This is a genomic window from Streptomyces sp. NPDC055025, from assembly GCF_053608565.1.
The window spans coordinates 112,972-135,060 of the sequence record NZ_JBSGVS010000001.1 but is presented as its reverse complement, the minus strand read 5'-3'; the positions used below and the strand labels follow the sequence as shown (position 1 = coordinate 135,060).

The 22,089-nt window shown below is 69.1% G+C and carries 4 protein-coding genes and 3 pseudogenes; 2 read left to right on the top strand and 5 right to left on the bottom strand.

Features of this window, described 5'->3' with window-relative positions; all coding sequences use genetic code 11:
• Positions 1-13 precede the first annotated feature (13 nt).
• The 3 genes from ACWGDX_RS00555 to ACWGDX_RS00545 all read right to left on the bottom strand — a co-directional run bounded on the left by ACWGDX_RS00555 (position 14) and on the right by ACWGDX_RS00545 (position 19,078).
• Positions 14-17,308: a type I polyketide synthase gene (locus ACWGDX_RS00555; RefSeq protein ID WP_453620747.1), complete on the bottom strand. Its 17,295-nt coding sequence runs from the start codon at positions 17,306-17,308 to the stop codon at positions 14-16.
• A 323-nt stretch (positions 17,309-17,631) separates the two neighbouring features.
• The gene (locus tag ACWGDX_RS00550; RefSeq protein WP_453620745.1) at positions 17,632-18,096 is read right to left on the bottom strand and encodes an alcohol dehydrogenase catalytic domain-containing protein; all 465 of its coding nucleotides are present in this window, start codon (positions 18,094-18,096) and stop codon (positions 17,632-17,634) included.
• 349 nt (positions 18,097-18,445) lie between these two features.
• Entirely contained in the window at positions 18,446-19,078 is a 633-nt protein-coding gene (locus ACWGDX_RS00545) for an FMN-dependent NADH-azoreductase (RefSeq protein ID WP_453620743.1), read from the bottom strand.
• A 347-nt stretch (positions 19,079-19,425) separates the two neighbouring features.
• On the opposite strand from ACWGDX_RS00545, the pseudogene ACWGDX_RS00540 reads away from it, so the two are divergent.
• A pseudogene (locus tag ACWGDX_RS00540) lies at positions 19,426-19,677 on the top strand (metallophosphoesterase); the annotation flags it as partial.
• A gap of 7 nt (positions 19,678-19,684) precedes the next feature.
• Positions 19,685-20,273 (top strand): annotated as a pseudogene (locus ACWGDX_RS00535) (TetR/AcrR family transcriptional regulator).
• A gap of 371 nt (positions 20,274-20,644) precedes the next feature.
• Here the strand turns inward: ACWGDX_RS00535 and ACWGDX_RS00530 are convergent.
• Positions 20,645-20,844 (bottom strand): annotated as a pseudogene (locus ACWGDX_RS00530) (IS5/IS1182 family transposase); the annotation flags it as partial.
• On the bottom strand, positions 20,787-21,956 hold the full coding sequence (locus ACWGDX_RS00525; protein ID WP_453621006.1) for a helix-turn-helix transcriptional regulator: 1,170 nt from the start codon (positions 21,954-21,956) through the stop codon (positions 20,787-20,789). The gene ACWGDX_RS00525 and the pseudogene ACWGDX_RS00530, both read right to left, overlap by 58 nt.
• Positions 21,957-22,089: the final 133 nt, after the last annotated feature.

Below are 22,089 nucleotides of genomic sequence, written 5' to 3'. Positions count from 1 at the left end.
GTAAGTCGGCTGATCAGTTGGTGCCGTTTCCCAGGGCGCGCTTTACGAGGTCGGCGACGTCCATCACGTCGATCAGGTCGGCGTCGTCCTCAGCGGCGGGCATCACCGGGTCCGGCTCGGGAGTCGTCACCCCGGGGGCGGAGCCGGCCTCGGGACCGACGAGGCTGAGCAGCGTGTCGAGAAGGCCGGCCTCCCGGAACCGGGCGAGCGGGACCTGCGCGAGTACGCGCCTCAGATCGTCCTCCCGCGTGTCCAGGTCGTCGCCGCCCGTTTCCGTCAGCAGTTCAGAGCGCAGGAAACCGACGAGGGCGTCCGGGGTCGGATAGTCGAAGATGAGGGTCGCGGGCAGTCGTAGACCGGTGGCCACGTGCAGGCTGTTGCGGAGGTTGACCGCGGCGAGCGAGTCGAAACCGACCTCTTGGAAGGACTGGAGCGGGCCGATGCTGTCCGTGCTGCTGTGTCCGAGGACGGTCGAGGCCTGTCCGGACACCAGCCGGAGCAAAAGACGGTTCTGTTCCGACTCGGGGACGTCGCGGAGGGAGTCCACCAGGGATGAGGTGATGCTGATGTTCTCGGCATCGGGCTGGGAGGCGCGCAGGGCGGCGGCGGCCTCGGGAAGGTCGGCGAAGAGCGGGCTGACCCGTACAGAGGTGAACGCCGGGATGAACGCCTCCCAGTCCATGTCGACGACCGTCGCGGCTTTCTCCCGCGCTTCCACGGCCTGTTCGAACGCGGTCATCGCGATCTGTTGGGTCATCGGCAGAACACCGCGGCGGCGCAGCTGCGCGAGGGTCGCCTCGTCCATGGCGGGGCCGATTTCGTCGAGGGCTCCCCAGGCGATCGAGGTGGCCGCGAGTCCTCGGCCGCGGCGCCGTTCGACCAGGGCATCCAGGACCGCGTTGGCCGCGCCGGAGACGCCCTGGCCACCACCGCCCCAGATTCCGGCGATCGAGGAGAAGACCACGAAGGCGTCGAGCGGGGCCCCGCCAGCGTCGGTGCCGGTGCCGGTGCCGGTGAACAGTTCGTCGAGCCATATAGCGGTGTCGACCTTGGCCGCGAAGACCTCGGTGAGGTCGGCGTGGCCGGTGTCGGCGATGTTGCTGGTCCAGGCGGTGTCGGCGGCGTGCACGACGGCGGTGAGCGGCTGCTCCTCCGGGGTCTCGGCGATGAGTCGGGCGAGCGTTTCACGGTCGGCGTCGGCGCAGGAGACGACTGTCGTGTCCACCCCGGTGGCCGCGAGCTTGTCCAGCAACTTGGTGACGGCGTCGGCGGGCGCCTGAGCCGTGGTCGTGATGATGAGACGGCGCGCGCCGGACCGGGCGAGCCAGAGCGAGGCATGTGCGCCGAGGGCCTCGGCGCCGCCGGTCACCAGGACTGTGCCATGAGGCTGCCAGCCTCCGTCGGCGGGCGCCTCGGGTGCGGGCTTGCGGGTGAGCCGCCTGCTGTAGACGCCGGAGCGGCGTACGGCGAGCTGGTCGTCCCCCGCTGCGCCGTTCAGCGCGCCCACGAGATACCGCGCGGTGCGGGCGTCGGCGGTTGCCGGTAGGTCGACCAGGCCGCCCCACCGATCGGGGTGTTCAAGGGCCACGGCGCGGCCCAGGCCCCAGAGCGCGGCCTCGCCAGGATCGGTAACGGTGTCCTGGATACCGGTGTTCACCACGCCCCGGGTCAGACACCACAGTGGCCCGTCGACGCCCGCGTCTCCGAGGGCCTGAATCAGCGCGAGGGTCCTGGCGGCGGTGACAGTGGCGTCCCGCGTGCCGTCGAGGGCGAGCAGGGAGAGAACTCCTGCCGGCTCGTACTCGGCTCGGATGCCGCTCAACTGCTCGGTGAGCCCCGTGCGGGTGAAGGTAGAGGAAGCGATCTCCAAGGGCACGATGTCGAGTCCCTGGGCACCGAGCGCCGCGAGGAGCTCGGCCACCTGGGAGCCGGCCGTGGAGTCAGCCGGGAAGCCGGTCGCGCCTTCGATCGGGCATCCCGGCGGCAGTACGGCGAGCCAGCGGCCCGCGGGTACTCCCGACACCTCCCGGTCCAGGGGCCGCCAGGTGATGGCGTAGCGGAGGCGCTCAGCGCTGAACCGCTGCCGGCGCCTGCCACGCCAGTCCGCCAGCACCGGCACGACAGTGCGCAGGGCGTCTCGCAGACTGGCGGAGTCCGAGGCGAGCAGTCCGGCGAGCGAGTCCGCGTCGGTCTGCTCGACGGCGCTCCAGAAGTCCGCGTCGGTGTCCTCGCCCGAGGCGCCGCTGTCGTCGGCGTCATCGGCATCCTGCAACCAGTAGTGACGTCGATCGAAGGCATACGTCGGGAGCTCGACCTGCGAGGCACCGGCACCGGCACCGGCCGGCAGCATTGCCGCCCAGTCCACAGGCACACCCCGGACAAAAAGCTCGGCCATCGAGGTGAACAGCCGGTGCAGGCCGCCCTCGTCACGGCGCAGCGTGCCGCCGACGACAGCACGCAGCCGGACCGTGTCATCCGCCTGGTCCACGATCTCATTGACCGGCTGCACCAGAACCGGATGGGCACTGGCCTCCACGAACACCGTATGACCGCCGGCCAGGAGGTCGGCGATGGCGGGACCGAAACGGACCTGGCCACGCAGGTTCCGGTACCAGTACCCGCCGCCCAGGACATCCGCCTCCCGCACCCACTCGCCCGTCACCGTCGAGTAGAAAGGAATCAGCGGGGCCTGCGCACGGATGTCGACGAACGCCTCACCCAGGATCTCTTCGATCGCCTCCACATGCCGGGTGTGGGAGGCGTAATCCACCGCCACCCGACGCACCCGCACACCCTCCGCTGCAAGGACATCGAGAGCTTCATCGAGAGCCTCGGCATCACCAGCGATCACCACCGACGCCGGACCGTTGACCGCCGCCACCTCCACCCGGCCCGCCCACCGCTCCAGCCACCCGGCCACCTCAGCCTCGGACAGCGCCACCGACGCCATACCACCCCGACCCGCCAAACCGCCCGCAATCACCTGACTGCGCACCGCCACAATCCGGGCAGCATCCTCCAGCGACAACGCACCCGACACACACGCCGCCGCTATCTCACCCTGCGAATGACCCACCACCGCATCCGGCACCACACCCACCGACGCCCACACCGCCGCCAAACCCACCATCACAGCAAAACTCGCCGGCTGCACCACATCCACCCGCTCCAGCACCCCAGCCGGAACATCCCCCCGCAACACATCCACCAGCGACCACTCCACCCACCGCTCCAACACCGCCGCACACTCCCCCACCCGCTCCGCGAACACCGCCGACGAGTCCAGGAGTTCACGGCCCATCCCCACCCACTGCGAACCCTGCCCCGGAAACACCAGCACCGTCCGCCCCGCACCCACCGCGCTGCCAGTGACCAGACCGGGATGGGACTCACCCCGCGCCAGCGCACCAAGCCCCGCCAACGCCTCCTCCCCGGAGTCGGCCACGATCACCGCGCGCTCGGACAACATCGCCCGCTGAGCGGCCAACGCACCCGCCACGTGCGGCAGTGTGCCCGCGTTCTCCCCGACGAACGACACCAGCCGCTCCGCCTGCCCCACCAGCGAACCAGGACTCCGCGCCGACACCACCAGCGGCACCACAACGGGCGCAGCGGGCAGCTCCACGCCGCTCTCTGCCGCCGGCGCCTCGACGGGTTCTTCGGGTGACTCCTCCAGGATCACGTGGGCGTTGGTGCCGCTCGCGCCGAAGGAGGAGACGGCGGCTCGGCGCGGCCGGCCCGTGTCCGGCCATTCTCGCGCCTGTCTGAGCAGTTCGACCGCGCCGGCCGTCCAGTCCACCTGCGGTGTCGGCTCCTCCACATGGAGCGTCGGCGGCATAACTCCGTGCCGCAGCGCCTCGACCATCTTGATGACGCCGGAGACACCCGCCGCTGCCTGGGTGTGGCCGATGTTGGACTTCAGCGAGCCGAGCCACAGCGGACGGTCGGCGGGCCGGTCCTGTCCGTAGGTGGCAAGCAGTGCCTGGACCTCGATCGGGTCGCCCAGGGATGTGCCGGTGCCGTGGCCCTCGACAATGTCGATGTCCTTCGTCGACAGGCCCGCGTCGGACAGAGCGCGCCGGATGACGCGCTGCTGGGAGGGTCCGTTGGGAGCGGTCAGGCCGTTCGAGGCGCCGTCCTGGTTGACGGCGCTGCCACGCAGCACGGCCAGGATCCGGTGGCCGTTGCGGCGGGCCTCCGACAGGCGCTCCAGGACGATTACGCCCACGCCCTCGGCCCAGCCGGTGCCGTCGGCGGTCGAGGAGTACGCCTTGCATCGGCCGTCGGCGGAGAGACCGCGCTGGCGGGCGAACTCCACGAAGGCGTCCGGGCTGGACATGACGGTCGCACCGCCCGCGAGGGCGAGCGAGCACTCTCCGCGCCGTAGCGCCTGGGTCGCCAGGTGCATCGCCACGAGGGACGACGAGCAAGCCGTGTCGATGGTCACCGCCGGCCCTTCGAAGCCGAACACGTACGACACGCGTCCCGACGCCACGCTCGACGAAGTGCCGGTCATCACGTAGCCCCGGACGTCCTCGGGGATCTGCCGCAGCCGGGTGACGTAGTCGTGGTGGACGATGCCGGTGAAAACACCGATGTCACGGCCCCGGGCGGAGAGGGGGTCGATTCCGGCCCGCTCCAGGGCCTCCCACGAGGTCTCCAGGAGCAGCCGCTGCTGCGGATCCATCGCGAGGGCCTCGCGCGGCGAGATCCCGAAGAGTCCGGCGTCGAATTGGGCGGCGTCGTGCAGGAATCCGCCGACGCGGGTGTAGGTGGTGCCAGGGTGGGTGGGGTCGGGGTGGTAGAGCTTGTCGACGTCCCAGTCCCGGTCCTGCGGGAAGCCGGAGAGCGCGTCGCGCTCCTCGGCGACCAGTCGCCACAGTTCCTCGGGGGTGTTGACGCCGCCGGGCAGGCGTGTGCTCATGGCGATGATGGCGATCGGCTCGTTGGAGTCCGCGAGCACGGCAGGTCCGGATCGGACGACTCCAGCCGACAAGTTCGCGGCTTCCTCACCGAGCAGTTCGGTGCGCAGGTGCCAGGCGAGGGCGGAAGGGGTCGGGTAGTCGAAGGCAAGGCTGCTGGGGAGGCTCATGCCGGTGAAGTCGTGCAAACGGTTGCGGAGTTTGACGGCGCTGAGGGAATCGAAGCCGAGGTCCTTGAAAGGCTGCTTTTCGTCGAGGGCTTCAGCGCTGGTGTGGCCGAGAACGACGGCCGCGCTCTCCTTCACAAGGTCCAGCAGGACGCGCTGCTGTTCGGTGGCTCCGAGCGCGGCGAGCCGGTGGGCCAGCGATCCGCTCTCGGCGGCCGGACGTCCCACAACCCGTCGGACGAACGGACCGTCCTCCGTCGCCCGTCCCTCGCGAAGAGCGGGGGTGCCGACCGCGGCGGCGACAACGGTGCTGTCCATGCGGCCCAGGGTCAGTGGTCCGAGCGCGGCGACCGGTTCGCCCGTGTGGTCGGCGAGCTCCACGAGGTGGCGTCCACCCTCCACAGGCGTGGCCCGCAGCCGCAGGGCGGTGGCGCCCTCGGCGTACACGGCCAGGTCGGCGCAGATGGTGAGATCGCGCTCACTCTCACCGGTGCGGCCGGCCAGGAGGCGAAGGACGGTGTCGAGGAGTGCGGGATGGAGGGTGAACCCCGCGGCCTCATCGACGAGTTCCGGAGGCAGGGAGACGTCGGCGAAGAGCTGGCCGTCCTGTTCCGCCAGGCCGTGTATGCCTCGTACCCCGCGGATGTCGAGGAGGTCCGCCGGGGCGTCGGCTCCGGTGGCCGGCCAGGTGCGCAAGTCGAAGGATGGCGTGGGCAGGCCGGGCCGGAGCAGTGCGCGGGCGTGGCGCGTCCAGGTGCTGTCCTCGTCGCCGGCCCGCCTGCTGTGGACGACGACCGGGCGCGGCCCGTCCCGGCCGGGGACATCGACGTGGACACGGAGCTGGAGGTGGCCGTGTTCGGGCACGGTCAGCGGGGTGTCGACGATGATCTGCTCGACGGCGCCGCTTCCCGCCTCGGTTCCGGCGTGGACCAGCAGGTCGAGGAGTACGGCGGCCGGAACGGTATCGGTGCCGGGATCAAGAAGCCGACCGAGGGCACGCCGGTCGAGCCGCCCGGTGAGCACCACACGGGTGCCGCCGTCGCTGACCGGGCCGACGTGGTCGTCGTCGGGGATCTCGACCGCCGTGCCGAGAAGCGGGTGCCCGGTGGGGCGGGCGCCGAGCGCCTCGGCGTCGATGACGGTGGTCTCGGACTCGACCCAGTACCGCTGGTGCTGGAAGGCGTACGTGGGCAGATCGGTACCGATCGCCGTGGCCGGGGTGCCGAGGAGAGCAGACCAGTCGATGTCCGTGCCGCGGACATGCAGTTCGGCGAGTGCGGTGAGGACGGCGGTCTCCTCTGAGCCGTCCTCGCTCAGGGTGGCGAAGCAGCCCCGGTGGTCCGTGCCGAGAGTGTCGAGGGCGAGGGCGGTCAGGCCGCCGCCGGGTCCGACCTCCAGGAGGGTTTTGGCGCCCTGGTCGCGCAGCGCGGTGACCGCGTCGGCGAACCGCACGGCATGGCGCACTTGGTCGGCCCAGTACTCCGGGGTGGCGAACTGGCCGTCCTTCGCGGGGGCACCGGTGAGCGTGGAGATGAGGGGGATGGCGGCTGGGCGGGGACGCAGCCGGGCAATGACAGCTCGGAACTCGTCGAGCATGGGGGCCATCAGTGGCGAGTGGAAGGCATGACTGACCTTCAGGCGTTTGGTCTTCCGGCCCTGTTCGGCCAGTCGCGCGGCCACGTCGAGGACGGTGTCCTCGGCACCGGAGAGCACGATGGCGCCGGGTCCGTTGACCGCGGCGATCGCGATCTCGCCCGTGGCCCCCTCCAGCAGTGGTGCCACCTCGGCCTCGGTCGCCTGTACGGCGACCATTGCGCCGCCCTCGGGCAGGGCCTGCATCAACCGGGCGCGGACCGCGACCAGTTCGCCTGCCTCCGCCAGGTCGAGGACTCCGGCGGCATAGGCGGCGGAGATCTCGCCGACCGAGTGTCCGGCGACCAGGTCCGGACGTACACCCCAGGAGGCGAAGAGCCGGAACAGAGCGGTCTCCAGGGCGAAGAGACCTGCCTGCGTGTACAGGGTACGGTCGAGCAGTGCGGCCTCCGCCGTGCCGGGCTCGGCGAACACCACCTCGCGCAGCGGACGCTCCAGATGACCATCCAAGTGTCGTTCGACAGCCTCGCACGCGGCGGTGAAGGCGTTCCGGAAAAGCGTGTGTCGCTCGGCGAGTTCGCGGCCCATGCCGGCCCACTGGCTGCCCTGCCCAGTGAAGAGGAAGGCCAGCTTGCCCTCAGAGGGGCTGCCGGTGACGGTGCCGGCAGTAGGCGTGCCGTTGCCGAGCGCGCGCAGCGCGTCGGCAAGCTGCTGCCGGTCGGTGGCCAGCAGGACCGCCCGGTGGTCGAGCTGGGCACGAGTGGTGGCCAGCGCGTGCGCGGTGTCGGTAAGGGCCGGCTCAGGGCGTGCCTCGACGAAGCGGGCAAGGCGCCCGGCCTGGGCGCGCAGAGCCGCCGCTGTCCGGGCCGACACGGGCACCGGCACGGGCACGGGCAGAAGAGCGGAACCTGACGATACGAGATCTGTGGCGGGTGCCGCATCGGCAGCATGCACCTGGTCGGAGGCGGTCGCCGATCCGATGCCAGCTGCCAGTTCGTTCGTCGCCGCCCGGCCGGAGGCCTCAGCGTCCTCCACCGGCGCCTGCTGGATCACGATGTGCGCGTTGGTGCCACCGATGCCGAAGGACGAGATGCCGGCGCGCCGCGGGTGCCCGGTCTCGGGCCACTGGCGAGTCTCCGCGAGCAGTTCCACCGCGCCCGTGGACCAGTCCACGTGGGTTGAGGGCCGGTCCACGTGCAGCGTGCGGGGCAAGACGCCGTGCCGCATCGCCATCACCATTTTGATGACGCCTGCCATACCGGCCGCGGCTTGCGTGTGCCCGATGTTGGACTTGACCGAGCCGAGCCACAGCGGGCGGTCGGCGGGGCGGTTCTGCCCGTAGGTAGCGAGCAGTGCCTGCGCCTCGATCGGGTCACCGAGGACCGTTCCCGTGCCGTGGCCCTCGACCGCGTCCACATCCGATGTCGACAGACCGGCGTCGGCGAGCGCCTTGCGGATCAACCGCTGTTGTGAGAGTCCGTTCGGCGCCGTAAGTCCGTTGGACGCACCGTCCTGGTTGACCGCGGTGCCCCGGACCGTCGCGAGGACCTGGTGGCCGCGGCGGCGTGCGTCGGAGAGCCGTTCCACGAGGAGCACGCCGACGCCCTCGGACCAGCCGGTTCCGTCCGCCGCGTCGGCGAAGGCCTTGCAGCGGCCGTCCTGGGAGAGGCCGCGCTGCCGGGAGAACTCGACGAAGGTCTCCAGGTTGCCCATGACCATCACGCCGCCGGCGAGGGCCATGGAGCACTCTCCCCGCTGAAGCGCGCGGGCCGCCATGTGGAGGGCGACGAGCGAGGACGAGCAGGCGGTGTCGATCGTGATGGCCGGGCCCTCGAAGCCGAACTGGTAGGCGATCCGGCCTGAGATGACGCTGCCGGAATTGCCGGTCAGGCGGAGGCCTTCGATGCCGGACGCGTGGTGCGTCCGTACGGTGTAGTCGTGGCTGTTGACGCCGACGAAGACGCCGATGTCCTGCCCGGCGAGCCCGCTCGGGTCGATCGCGGCGCGTTCGAACGCCTCCCAGGAGGTTTCCAGGAGCAGCCGCTGCTGGGGGTCCATCGCGAGCGCCTCGTTCGGTGAGATCCCGAAGAAGGCGGCGTCGAAGCCGGTCGCGTCGTCGAGGAACGCGCCGTGCCGTACGTAGGTCTTGCCGACGCTGTCAGGGTCGGCGTCGTAGTGCCGGTCGATGTCCCAGCCGCGGTCGTCGGGGAACTCTCCGATGGCGTCGACGCCTTCGGCAACCAGCCTCCACAGGTCTTCAGGGCTCTCCACACCGCCGGGGAAGCGGCAGGCCATCGCGACGATGGCGATGGGATCGTCGGAGGGGGCAGCCACGGTGGCGGTGGTGTGCTCCTCAGCGCTCCGCTCCTGGCCGTCGCCCCACTGTTCGTCGTCGCCGAAGAGCCGTGTACGCAGGTGGTCGGCGAGCAGCGTCGGCTTCGGGTAGTCGAAGACGATGGTGGAAGGGAGACTGAGAGCGGTCGCGGCCGCGAGCCGGTTGCGCAGCTCGACGGTGGTCAGCGAGTCGAAGCCGGCGTCCTTGAAGGCACGGTCGGCGCGGATGGCGTCAGCGCCGGAGTGGCCGAGCACCTGGGCGGCGTTCCGGCGGACGAGGTCCACCAGTGCCTCTGTGCGCTCCCGCTTGCCCAGGCGGTCGAGCCGCTGACGCAGGGAGTCGGTTACGGCCGTGTGCGAGGACGCGGCCGCCGGCCGAGAAGCAGGCGCGAGGCCGCGCAGCAGCGGGGCCACGGGAGTTCCGGCGCGGGCGGATGCCCTCAGTGCGGGCACGTCGAACCGGGTGGCCACGAGCGCGGCAGGGGCCTCGTCGCCCGCCCGCAGGGCCGTGTCGAGGAGCGCCATGCCCTCGGCGGGGGAGAGCCCGACCATGCCGAGGCGCCGGGTGCGGTGCAGGTCTGTGGCACCGAGGTGTCGGGTCATGCCGCTGGCGTCGTTCCAGTAGCCCCATGCGAGGGATGTCGCGGGCAGGCCGGAGTGGCGGCGGTGGAGGGCGAGGGCGTCCAGGGAGGCATTGGCGGCGGCGTAGTTGCCCTGGCCGGGGTTGCCCAGGACTCCGGCGGCGGAGGAGAAGAGGACGAACGCCGCAAGGTCGATGTCCCGGGTCAGCTCGTGCAGGTGCAGCGCGGCATCAAGTTTCGGCCGCAGGACGGTGTCGACACGCTCCGGCGTCAGGGCGGTGACCACACCGTCGTCAAGGACTCCGGCGGTGTGAACGACCGCGGTGAGCGGATGTGCGTCCGGTACGGCGGCCAGGAGCGCCGCGACAGCGTCCCGGTCGGCGGTGTCACACGCGGCAACGGTAACGGTCGCACCGAGGCCGGCCAGTTCCTCGTACAGCGCCACGGCCCCCTCGGCATCCGGTCCGCTCCGGCTGGCCAGCAGCAAGTGCCGTACGCCGTATTCGGTCACCAGGTGCCGGGCGACAAGACTGCCCAGCGTCCCCGTGCCGCCAGTGACAAGGACGGTGCCCTCAGGGTTGAGCCCGCGCCGGGGACCTTCGGCAGGCCGAACACGCCGGAGCCGAGGAACGAAGACCACACCACCGCGCACACGGACACGGGGCTCACCCGCGGCCACCGCAAGCCGCACAGCCTGCACGGCCGCCGACTGCTCCGAGGCCGCCGCACCGCCGCAGTGCCGCCCGGCATGGTCGCTCTCGACAAGGACGATGCGGTCCGGGTGCTCCGACTGCGCCGAACGCAGCAGACCCGACACAGCGGCTACCGTCAGATCGTCCTCGGCATCCGGGACGATCACAACGAGACGGCTGTGCGCCAGAACCGGTACTGCCAGCCAGGCCTGAACAACGGCCAACGCGGCGGCGACCGCCTCGCGCGGGTCGGCGAGCGCGTGCCCGGCCTCGTACACCAGCAGATCCGGTATCGCTGGACCGTCCGCCGCGAGGGCAGCAACATCTTCGGCACCGACAACAGTCACCACAGTGCCGACGCCCTCAGTCACCTCACCCGGCGGAAGGGGAAGCTCGGCCCAGTCGACCTGGAACAGGGCGCCAGAGGCCGACGCATCCGCGATCTCTGCGCTTTCGGGCGAAAACGGCTCGGCGACAACGGCATCAGCGGTCAGCACCGGCGCCGCGGTAGCGTCCACCAGCTCAAAACGGGTCACCCCTGTGGTGGTGTCACGGGCCGCACGTACCCGTACCGCCGCCGCACCAGAAGCCAGCAAGGCCACCCCGCTCCACCGGGTCGCGATCGTGCCTGCGGGGAGGATCGTCCCGAGCGCTGCGTCGAGCAGCGCCGGGTGCAGGCCGTAGCGGTCGGCGTCGCCGACCGCCCTGTCGAGGGCCACATCGGCGGCGGGGCTGCCGGCAGGCCACGTGGCGCCGGAAGCGGACGGGGTCACCGGGCCGGGCACCAACGTGCCGTGTGCGTGGCGTGTCCACACCGCGTCCAGGCCCGCGTTGTCCGGGCGGGAGTACACCTCGACCGACCGCCGCCCCTGCCCATCGGCCTCCCCAACGGTCATCTGCACGGCTCTGCCGCCCCGCAGCGGCAACAGCACGGGCCGCTCCACGGTCAACTCCTCGACCACCGCACTGCCCACCTCATCACCGAACCGGATGGCCAGCTCCACCAACACCGCACTCGGCACAACAACAACGTCACCGACGGTGTAATCACCCAGCCAGGGGTACGCGTCCACCGACCACCGCGAGGTAGTCATAAAACCGCCGGAGTCCGGCCGGCCGACGACCGCCCCGATGAGCGGATGATCGCCGGCCGCTTGTCCGAGCGCGACAGCGTCAACAGCAGGAGCGGAGCGCAGCCAGTAATGCTGGTGATCGAAGGCATACGTCGGAAGCTCAACGTGTGAAGCACCGGTAACCGGCAGCGTTGCCGCCCAGTCGACGGGGACGCCCCGGACGAACAGTTCGGCCATCGAGACCAGCAACCGGCCCAGGCCGCCCTCCTCACGACGCAGCGAACCACCGACCACGGCCTCTGAGTCGGCCTGGTCGACGATCTCGCTGACCGGCTGGACCAGAACCGGGTGAGCGCTCGACTCCACGAACACCGAGTAACCCTCACCCAGCAGGTCGGCGATCGCGGGACCGAAACGGACCTGGCCACGCAGATTGCGGTACCAGTACCCGCCGCCCAGGACACCCGCCTCCCGCACCCACTCGCCCGTCACCGTCGAGTAGAAAGGAATCAGCGGGGCCTGAGCACGGATGTCGACGAACGCCTCACCCAGAATCTCTTCGACCGCCTCAACATGCCGGGTGTGGGACGCGTAATCCACTGCCACCCGGCGCACCCGCACACCATCCGCGGCAAGGACATCGAGAGCTTCATCGAGGGCTTCGGCATCACCGGCGATCACCACCGACGCCGGACCGTTGACCGCCGCCACCTCCACACGGCCCGCCCACCGCTCGATACGCCCGGCCACCTCAGCCTCGGACAGCGCCACCGACGCCATACCACCCCGGCCCGCCAAACCGCGCGCAATCACCTGACTGCGTACCGCCACCACCTGGGCCGCGTCCTCAAGCGACAACGCACCCGCCACACACGCCGCCGCTATCTCACCCTGCGAATGACCCACCACCGCATCCGGCACCACACCCACCGACGCCCACACCGCCGCCAAACCCACCATCACCGCGAAACTCGCAGGCTGCACCACATCCACCCGCTCCAGCACCTCAGCCGGAACATCCCCCCGCAACACATCAACGAGCGACCAGTCCACCCACCGCTCCAACACCGCCGCACACTCAGCGATGCGCTCCGCGAACACCGCCGACGAATCGAGAAGTTCACGGCCCATGCCGGCCCACTGCGAACCCTGACCGGGGAACACCAGCACCGTCCGCCCCGAGGCGGAGGCACCAAACGAACTGCCGGTGACAACACCGGGATGGACCTCGCCCCGTGTCAACGCACCAAGCGCCGCCGCCGCCTCAGCACGCGAACCCACCACCACGGCACGCTCAGACAGCATCGTCCGTTGAGCGACCAGCGCACCCGCCACGTGCGTCAGCGGCACCTCTTCGCTCGACTCCACGAAGGAGGCCAGCCTCCCCGCCTGCCCTGCCAGGGATGCCGTAGAGGCGGCGGACACGACCAACGGCACCACACCATCGACGACGTCTACCGTCGACTCAGACGCTACGGGCTCCACATTGACGGGCTCCGTCTCCGGGGCCTGCTCCAGGATCAGGTGCGCGTTGGTCCCGCTGAGACCGAAGGACGACACACCAGCGCGGCGGGGCCGGCCGGTTTCTGGCCACTCCCGGGACTCGGTCAGCACCTCGACGGCACCCGATGACCAGTCCACCCGCGACGATGGAGCATTGAAATGCAGCGTCGCCGGCATCACGCCGTGCCGCATCGCCTGCACCATCTTGATCACACCAGCCACACCCGCCGCGGCCTGGGTATGACCGATGTTCGACTTCAACGACCCCAGCCACAACGGGCGCTCGGGTTCCCGGTCACGGCCGTACGTCGCCAGCAGCGCCTGCGCCTCGATCGGATCACCCAGAACCGTGCCCGTGCCGTGCCCCTCCACCACGTCCACCTCAGCCGCCGAGAGACCGGCCGACGCCAACGCCTTACGGATCACCCGCTGCTGCGCAAGACCATTCGGCGCCGTCAGACCATTCGACGCGCCGTCCTGATTCACCGCGCTGCCACGGATCACCGCAAGGACCCGGTGCCCGTTGCGCCGCGCCTCCGACAGCCGCTCCAGGACCACGACACCGGCGCCCTCGGCCCAGCCCGTACCATCCGCGGCATCCGCGTACGACTTGCAGCGGCCATCCGAGGACAGTGCACGTTGGCGTGAGAACTCCACGAACGTGGAGGGGTCCGCCATCACCGTCGCACCGCCTGCCAGCGCCATGGAGCACTCGCCCTGGCGCAGCGACTGGACCGCCAGGTGCATGGCCACGAGGGAGGATGAGCAGGCCGTGTCCACGGTGATCGCGGGGCCCTCGAAACCGAACACGTACGACACGCGCCCGGATGCCACGCTCGACGCCGTGCCCGTCTCGCCGAAGCCCTCGACCTCCGCCGGAGCCGCACCCGACAGCCCGTACCCCTGTCCCATCAGGCCTGAAAAGATCCCGACGTCACGACCTTTCCACGTGGTGGGGTCGATCCCGGCCCGCTCCAGCGCCTCCCACGAGGTCTCCAGCAGCAGCCGTTGCTGCGGATCCATGGCAAGTGCCTCACGCGGTGAGATCCCGAAGAACCCGGCGTCGAACAGGCCCGCCTCGTGCAGGAACCCGCCCTGCTCGACATACGACGTGCCGGTCTTCTCCGGGTCGGCATCGAACAGGCCGTCCAGATCCCAGCCTCGGTCCTCCGGGAAGCCGGACACACCGTCCCGGCCCTCGCTGACCAGCCGCCACAGGTCCTGGGGGCTCGCCACACCGCCCGGAAGGCGGCACGCCATACCCACGATCGCAATCGGCTCCGCGGGGTCGGCGGCCCCGGTCCGATCCTTGTCAGCCGTCGCCTCCGTGACCATGTCGTGCAGACCCAGGATCCTGGCCCGAAGGTGTGCGGCGAGGGCCTCGGGAGTCGGGTGGTCGAAGGTCACGGTGGTGGGCAGGCGCAGCCCGGTCCGTTCGGTCAGCCGGTTGCGCAGCTCGACGACGGCGAGGGAGCCGAGGCCGAGATCGCGGAAGGACCGGCCCGCCGGGGTTGGTTCGGTGCTCGTGCGGGTGCGGACGGCGGCAGCCTCTTTGCGGATCGTCTCGCCGAGCAGCGCGAGCTGGGCCCGCTCGTCCAGGTCGGCCAGGCGCGCGCGTAGGGCGGCGGTGATCGTCTCGTCGGCCTGGGCGGTGGCGCGGGGCTCCTGTTCCGTCAGAGTGTCGAGTAGCGTCCGCACTCGGTCGCCGGGGTTGATGGTGCTCGGCCAAAGCGCCAGCAGGGTCGGGGATCCGGTCTCGATCAGCGCGTCGAAGGCGGCGGGGCCCTCGTCCGGCCGGCCGAGGGCCAGCAGCGAGCCGGGCAATCCGTGCAGTCGGCGGTTGCGGACCACGGCCTCGGTGAGGGCGGCGGTGACCACCGTCGAGGCGAGGCCGTCGGACCGCGCGCCCACCAGTGCGGCAGCGTCGGTCACCACGACGAACGCGGCGAGATCGTCGTCGGCGGTGAAGTCATGCAGCGTTCGGGCGAGTTCGGGATCATCAGCGGTGTGGACGACCGCGGTCACTGGACCGGCCCTGGTCAGCGCCTCGTACAACTCCGGCGAATCCGAGCCGTCGGCCACGACGCGGACGATATCCACCCCCTCCGGCAGTGGCTCGTCCTGGCTCCACTGGTCGTAGGTATTCGTCGCCTGGACGAGCACGAGGTGTCGTGTTCCGTGCTCGGTGACCAGGTGGCGGGCGAGGACCGAGCCGGTCTTCGTGTCGGCACCTGTGACGACCACGACGCCGTCAATCCCCGGCGTGGCAAGATCCGGCCTGTCGGCGACGGGGAGGCGCACGAGCCTGGGCCGCATCAGTTCCCCGTCCCGTACGGCGAGCTGGGGCAGGCCCGAGGAGACGGCGGCGATCAGCGCCGCAGCGTACTCGGACTCCGGGGTGCGGGCTTCGACGTCGACGATTGTCAGCGGCGCGCCGTCACCCCCATCGGCCTGTGCGGCCCGTGCGGCTGCCCACAGCGCGACTTCGGCGCCATCTGGCGTCTCGTCCCGGTCGGTGACGCCCATCGCGCCCCGGGTAAGGACGACGAGCCGGGACCCGGTCTCCTTGCCCCCTCCGGCGCAGGCCGGCGTCAATGTGTCCGCGTCCGCCTCTGCGAGGACCGTCACGTCGGTGGCCGCGTCAGGGGTGGTGCGTGACGTCGAAAGGTCAGCGTATTGCCGTACGTCGGCGACGCCGGCCTTCCGAAGAGCGGCGACCAGGCCGTCGGTGACGGCGGTCCGACCGACCACTGCCCAGCGCAGCTCTTCCGGCGCGTCAGGGGGGACTGCCACCCTGCTCCAGTCCCTCAGCATCAGTCCCTCGTGGTGACCGTCGGCGGCGTATCGCAGCCGGGCCGGCAAGTCAGCGAGGAGGCGCCGGACGACCTTCCCCGAGGCGGTCCTGGGGATGGTCCGGGCCTCGTATACGCGCTCGGGGATCTTGTACTGGGAGAGTTGGGTGCGGCAGTGGTCGAGCAGCCGGGCGAGGTCGACGCCGGCCGGACCAGGGACAACCCAGGCGACGGGGACCTCGCCGAGGGTGTCGTGGGTAACGCCCGCGACCGCGACGTCGGCCACGCCCTCGGCCACGCGCAGGGCGGCCTCGATCTCGTCGGGGTGGATGTTCTCACCGCCGCGGATGATGACATCCTTGAGACGGCCGCAGATGGTGAAGTAGCCGGCTTCGTCGCGCCGGGCCAGGTCGCCAGTGTGGAACCAGCCGTTCTGTAGGACCTCGGCGGTGGCCTGTGGGTTGTTGTGGTAGCCCACCATGACGTTCGGCCCGCTGACCCAGACCTCGCCCTCGTGCCCGGCGGGCACGTCCTGCCCGGTGCGGGGGTCGACGATCCGGACTCCGACACCGGGCGCGGGAAGGCCACAGGAGCCCTCGACCACGGGGCCGTCGGGCGGGTTGATGGTGATGGCCCCGCAGGTCTCGGTGCTGCCGTAGGCGTTGACGAGGGGGATGCCGAAGGTCTCCTCGAAGGAGCGGCGCAGTCCGGGGCCGGTGACGGCACCGCCGACGAGGCCGACCCTGAGATCGGGCAGAGAGAGGCCGGTGCGGCGGGCCCTGCCGACCAGGTGGTGGTAGGTGGTGGGGACGCCGGCCAGGAAGGTGGACCGGTTCTCGCGTAGGGCAGTCAGAATGTCGTCGGCCGAACTGCCGTCCATGATCCGGGCGGTGGCGCCGGAGACAGTGACGGACAGGACGCAGGCAATGTGAGACAGGCTGTGGAAGAGCGGCAGTGGCCACAGCACGCGGTCACGCTCGGAGAGGCCGGGCACGGGAATGTAGCAGGACGCAACAGAGTAGAGGCAGTTGCGCTGGGTGGAAAGGACGCCCTTGGGGCGGCCGGTGGTGCCCGAGGTGTAGAACATCCAGGCCACCTCGTCAAGGCCGAGGTCGTCCGGGGCATCGTTGACGGGCTCGGTGGTGGCGAGTTCCTCGAACGGTATGGTGCCCGGGGGCAGCATGTGCCCGGCACCGGCGCCGAGTGCGCCGGCCACGACGACGGACACCCCGCGGGTCGCACGGGGAATTGACTGAAGGAAAGTTTCTGCGTGTGCAGTGCCGGTGAGGGCGAACGCCGCTGCGCTGTCGGCCAGAAGGTATCTGATTTCCGCCGGGGCGGCCTGCGGGTTGATCGGTACGCCGATGCCGCCGGCCCGTACCACGGCGAGGTAGCCCTCCACCATCGCCACCGAGTTGCCGAGACACAGAGCCACCCGGTCGCCGCGCCGGACACCGAGGCCGACCAGGTGACCGGCCAGTCTCCTCGTCCGTGCGTCGAGTTCCCTGTAGGTGACCGCGTACCGGTCGTCCTCGAAAGCGATCTTGTCCGGGAACCGGCCCGCGTTCTCACTCAGGATGACCGGTAGCGGGGTGATCAGGTCGGGAAGCACCTCGGCTCGAACTCCTAACCGGCTATCGGGGATGGCCAACTACTGTTCGGCAAGCGTGTATGTCTATAGGGGTGAGTCAGCTCGACCGTGTGATGGCCGGCTTACGAGCTTGCGCTGTCTTGGACCGGCCGGCGCAGCCTGAGCGGGGCCGAAAGACTCCAGATGGTCCGCGAAGGTCGAGGACTGACCTGCATGACACTAAACAGGACGGCCTTCGCGGGGCATCCCCTGCTCTGGTAGGTCCCGGTCGAAGGTATGAGAGCGTGGTGGTGACCCGTGCTGTAGCTCGATGATTGTTTGAACTCACGGCGGAGGGATCGCGGTGTAGGGGTGGCGGCGCAGGGCGAAATCGTCCACGCCGATCACTCGCGGGACCGCCTGCTGCGGCAAGCGGCAGGCGCCGCGGATGACGCAGCGCGGTACTCCGGGAAACGGGCACGGCCAACAGACCTGCCAGGCGTTCGGCCGCCCGGCCGTACCACTCCCGCGCCACCTGAGAGATCTGCCCGGCAGTGCGCCACGACCCGGTCCCCGGGGCGCCACCGGTTCACGCCAGGGCCGGTGCGCAGCACCACCCCCGCCAGGTCCGAGCCCAGTACGTGGTACGGCAGGTCGTGGCGCCTGGCCTGCTCAATGAGGCATCCGCAGCGCTTGAGGAAGCCGAAGGCCGGCACGGGCCCGAAGATCAAGGACCACACGGTGTTGTAGTTGATCGCGTCGCCATCACGACGATCAAAGCCTCGCCCGGACCCGGCTACGGTGTCGCGACCTCCGCACCCGCGGGGACTTACGGGGATCCTTCGCCTTCGAGCCCATCCCTCGAACATCGCGGTGTCCTCCGGCGCACCACACTGCCCCGGTAGTACTACGGCAGACGCACACCCGCCACATCTCCCGATGTGAGCTCCTCGGAGAAAAGAGCGCTGATGATCTCGTTCATAGGCTGTCTTCTTCTTGTGGTTGCGTCATCGGCCCGCGCCGGTCGTATGCGGCAGGGCGCGGGCCGCCAGGCCACCGGGGCGATGACCTCGGCCGCACGGTCGGCGAGGAAGAAGTGGCCGCCCCGGAAGACCTTCGTCCTCGGCCGACTGGCGATGCGCTTCCGCCCGCCCGCGGTCTCCAGCGGGTTGCGGCAAGCGGGTGCGAACTCCTAAGAGATCTGCGGGCGTGCAGACATCAGCCGGCGAGCTTCTTGAGCGTCTCATAGGCAGTTGCCAGGGACTTCTCCCCCAGCGGCTTGAGCTCCGCCATGGCCGGCACGACCGCGGCCTTGGTCAACTCGGCGTGCACAAACGTGAGGTTGTCCGCGAGACCGATCGCCTTCAGGATGTCCCGCAGGTAGGGCTCCTGGTGGTCCTGGCCCTCGCGCGGGGTGCCCGGAGCATAGGAGCCGCCGCGCGCGGTCACCACGATGACCGACTTGCCGCTGAGCGGACCGGAATCGGCCCCCGGGAGGATCGAGTGGGCCGGGCTGACCAGCAGGTCGATCCAGGTTTTGACGCTTGACGGGACCGTGTAATTGTACATCGGCACGCCGAGCACGATCGTGTCGGCGTCGTGCACCTCAGACACCACCGTGTCGACGAGCGCCTTCTCCTCGTCCGTCTGACCGTGATCGCGGCTGGGGTCCAGAACGTACCCGTGCACGGGATGGGTGAGGTAGGGGATGGGCTGGGCACCCAGGTCGCGGTAGACGTAGCCGGCGTCAGGGTGGTTTTGCCGCCACTGGGTCGCGAAGTACGAGGTCAGCTGCCGCGACGTGGAACCCTCATGGCGGATGCTCGCATCGATGTGAAGAAGAGAAGACACAAAAACCCCTGAATCTGCTGGGCAGTTCGTCAAGACCGCAGTTGGTCCGCGAAAATCGAGAGCTGACCTGCACGACGCTAGACAGTGCGGTCTTCGCGAGGTATCCCCTGGTCTGGTAGCTCCTGACCGAAGGCATGAAACCCATGAAGATGGCATGTAGGTTTGGCATCATGCGCGGCTCGACAGGCATCTCCCAGCACCGAGCTTGGTCTGGGCCCGCCGCTGTACTGATGGGCTCCTGGACTACAGCTGGCTCGGGCAGCGCATTCCGCGGGAAGTGATCCGCCAGGTACAGCTCAGGGTCGGGTGTCCTGCGGTGGGCCAATGTGTTTCGTGGTGCCATTCGGCTGTCGGACGGGGTGAAGGCGGAGTCGACGGACGGCCGTGGACGCCTGCTCGCCATCAGCGACCCGCATGTCGGCTACGCAGAGAACCGCGCCCTCGTGGAGAAGCTTCAGCCCACGTCGGACGAGGACTGGCTGCTGGTCTCCGGTGACGTCGCCGAAACCGTCGCCGACATCCGCTGGACCCCTGAACTACTGGCCGGCCGCTTCCGCAAGGTGATCCGGGCACAAGCAGCAGCGTCGTGGCAACACCCTCCAGCGCATCCAGGACGTCGCACTCGAACCGTTCGCCGAGCAGGACTACGGGAAGACGTCCCTGAGAGGGATCGCCGAGCGGCTCGACGTCACCAAGACAGCTCTCTACGACAACTTCAGGACCAAGGAAGAGATCATCGTCAGCCTCTTCGAGGATGTGGAGCAGCCGGTCCAGGACCTGATCGAGTGGGGCAGGGACCAGCCGCACACCCTGGATGCCAAGCAGGAGTTCGTACGGCGCTACGGCGTGGCCTTGGCCGGCGCGGAACCGCTCTTCCGGTTCATTCAGAGCCAAGTGACGGTACGGAAGCCGCGCATCGGCGACACCTCCAAGGACCGGATGCGCGACCTCAGGGGCATCCTCATCGACCGGGAGGCTCCGCCTCGTCGACCAGGTCCGCTGTGTCAGCGCCAGGTCGCGCTACACGCGGGGATGTTCGTGATGCAGCACCTGGAAGGCAACTCGCAGTAGAAACGCGAGGCCGTTCCGGAGGTCACCGGACCTGGTCGTCCAGGCACGCCGCGGCACCCGGACGAGCTGGGAGACACCCCGAGGACACGGGAAACGGACACGGAGAACGGAAGCCGGAACGTGACCGGCGCTACGTGCACCGGCGTTCGCGACTGCGGGGTCAGCCGGGATGGATCCGTCGGTCCGCTGCCCGTCACGAACTGCCCGGTCAGGGAAGAGTCATGGACTTGATGTGATCGCCTCGGCTACTACCAATGTGAGGGATACGGGGAGGCTGACAGGGGTCTAGTTTGGTCTGTGGTTCAGCTCTCATCACTCAACGCCCCAGCCAGGCCAGGGAAGCACCATGGTCACGGCCTTCTGTAACGTGTTTTAGGGGTTTTCCTGACGAGCGGCGGCAGTGGTGACCCACTCGCTCGCGCCAATGGCCAACGGCACGGCGTGAACGTGCAGGTCATCACGGAGCCGGCTGGTCGCACCCTGTGGCTCTCACCCGCACTCGGCAAGTGTGCCGTCCACGAGAACATAGTCGGCGTCTGTCTCGCGCAGGACCTTCAGCAGGACCGGCGCCTTGTCGGCCAGGTGCCCGACGACGGTGGTGACGTACGCGTGGGCGGTGCCGACTACGCAAGAGCGATCACCGCACGCTTGGACAGCCGGAATGCGCAGCGTCGGTCACCCGCACGGGTGACGATCCTACGGTCCTGCCGTCAACCGTCCGGAGGCCACCCTGAAAACCCTCAATATTGGTCCAGACCCTGGCCAATTCTACACGTGAGGAGATCTGCAACTTGTAGAAAATTTTCTTCAGATGGTAGGCCACAGTATGAGGAGATATAAAAAGGTATTTAGCCGTCTGGGTGTTGGTCATTCCTTGCGCTACCAATTGAGACACCTTGGCTTCAGTCTCGGTGAGATTCGCGATCGCCGTCGGCGGGGTTGCGCGCCAACGGGACTGGTGGTGCCTAACACCGAGATCCCACAGTCTCTTCTTGATTCGCAAGACATCGCGCGGGGCTCCCGCCTCGATATAGGCGTCAGCGCTCTGCTCGAAAATTCTTATAGCCTGGTCCCGTTGCGACCGCTCACAGGCTAAGAACTTTCCGATGTCTTCTACAGCCGAAGCTCGCGCCCAGGGGTGGACCTGCGTCTTTGCAGCGAGCCGCAGATCGACCAGGTTTCGCTCGAATAGACTTTGCGTGTGGAGGGCTGATGCGGCCAGCACATGGTGCTGCGGGTTCATTTCAGCCAGTTTCCGAGCTAGCTTCACTGCTTTGTGTGCCGTTGACTTCTGGTCGAATTTCAGCGCCAGCCGCACGATCCAGGGGGCGGCGGCCGACTGTGACAGGAGTAAGTTCCTGCTGACCGGGCCAAAGTCAACGAGTTCCTCGAGGACTGGTGCGACTCCCTCGGCTCCCCTTTGGGCTTCGCGTATCCGCACGTTTACCCATGCGCACTGTCCCGCCAGCATGGTGAGACGCCCCATGAACGCGTCGTCGACTATCATCTGCATGTGCGACGAAGCCGCATTCACTTCCGCACGCCGCAAAGCGGTCAATGCCAGAATGAGGTGACTCGCGATACGGATTTCACAGTTACCCTCGACTTGCGTACCCTCGACTTGCGCAAGCACCTGGTCACTCAGGTCCGCTGCTGCGTCCAGGTCTCCGGTCATGAAAGCCAGGTGTGACCGGGCCAGCGAGAGTCCGACCGGGGAGATCACCGGGTCGAAGAGACTGCTATTCGGATTCTCTGGATGGTAGAGAAGTTTCGTTACGCGATCGAATTCCCCTCTCCTTGTCAGCACGAAAGCCAACCACATTCTAGTACGCAGGTCACAGCCGCATGAAGAGTCAGCAGCCGTCTTGGCAGCACTTTCTTCAGCAAGATGCAGACTGCGGTCGGACCAGCCATTCAGCCAGAGAGCTATCGACTGTCGG